We start from the raw sequence: 5876 nt of genomic DNA, 5'->3' as shown, positions 1-5876 counted from the left end.
GCCTGGCCCTGCTCGTATTCGCCAGTCCGCTACGCGCGGGCGTCCCGGCCTGTACCGGCACCTTTGTGAACCCGATGACCGATATTTGTTGGTCATGTATGTTCCCGATGACCATTGGCAGTGTCCCGGTCATGCCATCACAGTACCCGGATACCGAAAACCCGACCATGCCAATATCATTTTGCCCCAAACCGCCACCGATATTCATGCAGATTGGGCTCAATATCGGCTACTGGGAGCCGTATTCCTTGGTGGATGTAACCCGCAAACCCTATTGCATGGTCAATATGGGCATGGAGCTCAACGCGGGGAATATACAACAACTCGGCGGACGCTCAACCAGCCGGGACAATGATTCGTCCGATGGCGGGTTCTATCACGCCCACTGGTACAAGTACCCGATTGTGTACTGGCTGCAAATCATGCAAAGCGCCGCCTGCATGGCCACCGACGCCTTTGATGTCGCCTACATGACCGAAATTGATCCGCTGTGGGATGACGACGAACTGGCGTTCATCTTGAACCCCGAAGCCATTTTATTCGGCAACCTCATCGCCCAACTGGCGTGCATACCGGAATCCATCGCCACCAGTACCAATCTGGCGCTGCCCTTTGATGTCTTGTTCTGGTGCCTAGGCTCGCAGGGCTCGGCTTATCCACTGACGGGGACCACCAATTATCGCGACACCCCGATCCAAGCAGGCACCCTCATCATGGAGCGGTTGAACTTCAAGTTGCATCGCGAAGGCATTGTGTGGGAAACCCGCGGCGCAGACGGGGCCATTTGTTACCAGTGGCCAGAACCCATTCTGCCCAAGTCGCGCTACCGCTATCAGATGACCAACAGCATTCCCGATGCGGCCTGGTGCCACCCTTACACCACCACGACCGCCCTGTGGGAGATGGGCCACGACAACCCCGTGACCGGGGACAACTTTGGCTTTGTCAATTTCAGGAAGCGCAATTGCGTTTTCCTATAACTCCGCACGGTACCCAATGGGGCATCAAGAAATATAAGCCCATATGAGATTAAATTGCGTAAAACGAATTAAAGCCGAATAGGACTCAACCATGGAACATCATCAAATCGATACAAGCAAGCCATTGGAGATCTACCCCTATTACTTCAAAAACAAATACGATGTAGACCTACTCCCCGATGTGGAGCCAATGATTATAATGCCGGCAGATAGTGACCTGTTTTTACAATGGCTAACAGACCAGCATGTTAATACTCGTGATGTTTTTTGCCACGCGTTGAACAAAAATGATGAAACACTTCACGGCGTTGAATTACCGCTTTGCTTCCTTGATAGTCCTATTGTCCGTAACCATACAGACCAGGGTGTTCAATGGGAAAGACAGAAAATTGATACGTTAATCTTGTTTTTTAATGATAGGCAGATTCAAACAGGACATTAAGAGAATAATAGATCAGCAAACGCTTTCGATTTTTTATTTGGATCGCGGCCCCAGCACAGCCTCTCACCCAGCATCCGAAACGCGGCACGACAAAAGGCTTAACTCATTCAAGGAGTAACTTATGCACGAAATAACAAGGAATGACATCATTCACAATGATTAAACTTTTGATATCACAATCATTTAAAGAAAAGGAACTATCGTTATGATGAATGCTATTACCTGTAAAAACCCTTTCTACCTACGTTATATTTTCAAAAAATCGGCAAACGGCAATAACAACATTATTTTTTTGGGCGATCCAAAAGATGCATTAAAAGAAACATCTGACTTTTGCACAAAACACAATATACAACTCCATATAGTAGACATGAAACGCCCGCCGCTAATCAACAAAAATCAAAAAACAAAAATATTAGCTCTTACAAAGAAACATGAAAGATACGCCGCACTATTGACCGACATATCAAAAATAAATAACGATTCTATTCTTCATATTCTTAATGGTGTAATAAAACACTCATTATATAACCCGGAAAGAAACATTATCATTGTCAATAATTTTCATAAAAATGATCGTTCAAACTGGGAATATGAATTCCTATGCTCTCTCACGCGATTAAATAGATTTTGTCTAGGCAGCGTACTTTTTTTGGACTCTAGCTTTGATTGACTTTTAATATTTATTTCAAATGTTTTATCGTAACACGAGGATTCAACATAAAACCGTTAACATATAATCCAACTCTTGAGCTATCAATTCTATTATTGATGCAATTCTCTTTTGTTCGATATGAGCCCGATTTTGCTCTCTTCTTTTAAGTTCATAACGTTGACCTAAAGAGAATACAATCGGTAATCGCCCACAGCATTTATTATTGAACTACAGCATTCAGGGAGTAACTTATGCACGAAATAACAAGGAATTACATCATTCACAATGATTGAACTTTTGATATCACGATCGTTTAAAGAAATTAATATCATTAAATATTTAACCGTCCTCAGTCACTGTTTAGCCGCTATACGATCTGTTTTCATTATTATCGCCAGTGCTTTTTTTATGCTTACAACAGTATTTGTTCAAAAGGTATACCTCGCATTCAGTAATGGCACTGTAGATACGAGCCAAACACTCTCTGAGTTACAACCACATTTTGATTCCTTCTGGTGTGCTTCGTTAAGCTTCACCATTAAAATCTTACTCATATATACGGCCCTTTGGTTAACGATTGTTTTAATCAAAATGATCAAAAAAGACTCTTTGAAAAAATAAGGCGCTTAATTTCAAAATAAGACTATTGAAATAACTTTTTCCATTATTTCCCTCTAACAAACTGAGACTTCAAATATTACATCGAACTCAAATTACCGTTAATACGACACGAATAACGACGTTTAACCAGTGATCAAATTTATCCTTATTCTTATTTCTCATTAGTCTTTTTATAAAGGAGAAGACCCATGCAATCTGTCTCTACATCCAATAACCCAGCTCTCATTTGGCAAGGCGGCTTTGCGGTCCTTGCCATGACCTTGCAATGGCTGGCTTATGATCAATCCGTGACGGCGGTCAGAGATATAATCATTGTCCTTGTACTGGGGCATGTGATGGTATTTGGGATAAAACAACGAAATCGAGCACGCAACCGCATCGCAAAACCAATCCCTACCCCCCTTCTCCTTTGCGGCATAACCATGGCGCTGCTTCTCACTCCGCCACCTTGGTTATCAGGGCTCGCCAGTGCCTGCTGTTTTCTTAGCTTTATTGGTATTTCATTACAAAAACCGCAAAGGCGAGGGCAAACAATAACCCCGGGTATTGAAGGAAAAAATCAATGATCAACATATCGGACATCGCCCCATCACAAAAGATAACCAATCGTATCATCGCGCTAAAAAACAGAACGCTCCTTTTAGCCCTGCTCGTCACACTGACATTCAGCACCGCCAACGCCGACATCGGCTACAGCAAAGCCGAACTCAAAGCCCTGCAACAGCGGGAAATACAGGCCCAGGCCCCCGAGAACGAACCGATCCTTGATCTCAATACGCTGTGGAATAACGCCAAACAGTTTGAGAGCGAAATGCTGGCCACCCAGCAAGAGGCACTGTCACCGATATTGAAACAGGCCGATATCAACGATAACCCCAACAGCGCCGCCCGGGGCGTGATTGTCTTCGCCTCACTGACCATGCCGCCCGCCGCCTTGCGCCAATTGATGATGCAAAGCAGCGAGCTCAAGGTGCCGATTGTCATTCGCGGCGTGTTACCCCAAGGGTTTGCGGCCACGGTGGCCGCCATTCAATCACTCATCCAAACGGACAAGGACAGCGCCATTAACAGCGGCATGGCCATCAACCCGTTATGGTTCAAACAACTGAACATCCAGCAGGTGCCCGCGTTTGCCGCCATCAAACCCGGTGCGTGCTTACCCAAACAACCCTGCCGCGACAGCGATTTTGATGTGCTCTACGGCAACATTTCACTGTATGACGCCCTGGCCACCCTCGCCCGTGACGGTGAGGTGCCCGATGTCGCCCAACAGGTACTTTCAAGGAGAAATTAAGATGAGATGCCATGTCGTGACATTGGCTGCTCTCTTGGTCATGACAACATCCGTTATGGCCAGCCAAGAGCAGCGCTATCAAGAGAACGTCAACTGGGCCAAACAGGCCGCAGGCAAGACCCAAGCCCAGTCAGAATTTACCAACTTTTCCGTTAATGAATTGTGCAAAGACACCGCCTGCCAGCAGCAACTGACCAATCCCGAACAAACCCGGTATCGAAACGATGCCACCGCCATGGACAGCGCCAAGACCGCGGCCATGGCGACTGATGAGACCGCCCAGGCAGTAACGTCGAATTTCAACAAAGGCAGGCCCGCCATTGACCCTAACGACCCGGCTTATAGCCGCGCCGCAGGGTACATGAATGATGCCTATACCATTAGCCATGGTTTGGTGTCTCAATACCATGATTGCGAAAAAGGGCAAACGTGTAAGTTCAGCGAGTCGGTCAAGCAGTGCTCGCAACCAACCCATACCCCCTATACCTGTGATATTACCCCGTATGTTATTTCTCAAAATGAGCATATTGGCAGCCAACGCTTCCCCATGAGCTACCCAAGAAGTAACGCAGGCAATGCAAGGGTGACATCCGCAGGATTACACATCACCCTTCCCGCAAAGGTCATTGTCACAAGAATAGAGCTCCCCCCTTTCGGGGTTCAATCAAATACGCGGTCAGTGTCCATTTATGCCAATGGACGGCATATCAAGAATGCACCCGCATCACCCTATTGGTCAGACCCATGGGATATGTGTGGACCCATCGGCAGCTTTTGCTGGTCTGAGGTAGGAGCACAAAAGATGAACGTATCTATCGATACGCCCACCCTTAGTTTGACTATCCGCGCCGCCGATGGACGCACGGGTGTTCACCTGATGGACAGGGGAGCGATTACAGTACATTGGAAAACACGCACTCTGAATATTGGTTGGAAAAACAGTTGCGGTCCCAAGCTGCCTGAGTGCAGCAAAACACAAGAAGTCTGCGTAGAGGGCGCCGGTTCACGCTGGTTACACGGGGTATACCAAACCTTGCCTTGCTGGAAGAAACGCCAAACCTATCAGTGTTCCTATCCAGATACCTGTGCCAGCTTGTCCACCTGTGTCGAACAATCCCGCCAATGCAGCAAAAACACCCAAGGCATCTGTGTTCAAGAGCAAGTCACCAAAAAATGCACCACCCAAACCTGTGTCGATACCAACCTGATTTGCGGTAACACCTCGTATTGCCTCGATGGCGAATGCTTTACCCCCGAAGGCACTCACAATACCGAATTTAACCAGGCTGCTTCAAACCTGGCCGCCATCAGTGATGCCGCCAAGGGATTAGGCGATCCACCGCTGATATTTACTGGCAAGCCCATGACATGCAGTAAAAAGCCCATTGGACTCAGTGATTGCTGTAAAGACAGCGGCTGGGGCAGTGATATCGGACTAGCACAGTGCAGTGATGAAGAAAAAGCCCTGATGGAAGCCAAAGAAAAGAAACTCACTATCAGCCTTGGCCAATACTGCGCAGAAAAAGTGCTTGGGGTCTGTATTCGCAAGAAAAAAGCCTATTGCACCTTTGACAGCAAGCTCGCCCGTATCGTTCAGGAGCAAGGCAAGCCCCAGTTAGGCATGGACTTTGGCAGTGCCAAACACCCTGACTGCTCAGCCATTACCCCAGAGCAGATGCAGCAGATGGACTTTAGCGCCATCGACTTTTCGGATTTTTACACCGATTTGCACAGCAACATGACGCTACCCGACAACGGACAAATTCAGCAACGTATCAAACAAGCCATGAAGGAGAAACAATGAGTATTCTGACGGCGGCGCAGCGCCGCCGTCAGAATACTCATTGTTTCTCCTTCATGGCTTGTTTGATACGTTGCTGAATT

Annotated in this window: 6 protein-coding genes; all 6 read left to right on the top strand. The window is 47.1% G+C overall.

Annotated elements, in window-relative coordinates; translation table 11 throughout:
* Positions 1–2 precede the first annotated feature (2 nt).
* Positions 3–980 carry a conjugal transfer pilus assembly protein TraU gene (gene traU / locus C9J12_RS29365; RefSeq protein WP_107246899.1) on the top strand — a complete coding sequence of 326 codons (978 nt, stop codon included), beginning with the start codon at positions 3–5 and terminating at the stop codon, positions 978–980.
* Between the two features lie 91 nt (positions 981–1071).
* The gene (locus C9J12_RS29360) at positions 1072–1422 is read left to right on the top strand and encodes a hypothetical protein (RefSeq protein ID WP_107246898.1); all 351 of its coding nucleotides are present in this window, start codon (positions 1072–1074) and stop codon (positions 1420–1422) included.
* A 205-nt stretch (positions 1423–1627) separates the two neighbouring features.
* Positions 1628–2095 (top strand): hypothetical protein, encoded by a 468-nt coding sequence (locus tag C9J12_RS29355; RefSeq protein WP_107246894.1) that lies wholly within the window; start codon positions 1628–1630, stop codon positions 2093–2095.
* Between the two features lie 791 nt (positions 2096–2886).
* Positions 2887–3264, top strand: a complete 378-nt coding sequence (locus C9J12_RS29345) for a hypothetical protein (protein WP_107246889.1) — start codon at positions 2887–2889, stop codon at positions 3262–3264.
* On the top strand, positions 3261–3992 hold the full coding sequence (trbC, locus tag C9J12_RS29340; RefSeq protein WP_107246886.1) for a type-F conjugative transfer system pilin assembly protein TrbC: 732 nt from the start codon (positions 3261–3263) through the stop codon (positions 3990–3992). The genes C9J12_RS29345 and trbC overlap by 4 nt, the downstream gene beginning before the upstream one ends.
* A 1-nt stretch (position 3993) precedes the next feature.
* On the top strand, positions 3994–5796 hold the full coding sequence (gene traN / locus C9J12_RS29335) for a type-F conjugative transfer system mating-pair stabilization protein TraN (RefSeq protein WP_107246883.1): 1803 nt from the start codon (positions 3994–3996) through the stop codon (positions 5794–5796).
* The last annotated feature ends 80 nt before the right edge of the window (positions 5797–5876 follow it).

The organism is Photobacterium frigidiphilum (assembly GCF_003025615.1).
Taxonomy (GTDB): domain Bacteria; phylum Pseudomonadota; class Gammaproteobacteria; order Enterobacterales; family Vibrionaceae; genus Photobacterium; species Photobacterium frigidiphilum.
The sequence above is the reverse complement of the archived record's forward strand: the minus strand, read 5'-3'. Positions and strand labels throughout refer to the sequence as shown.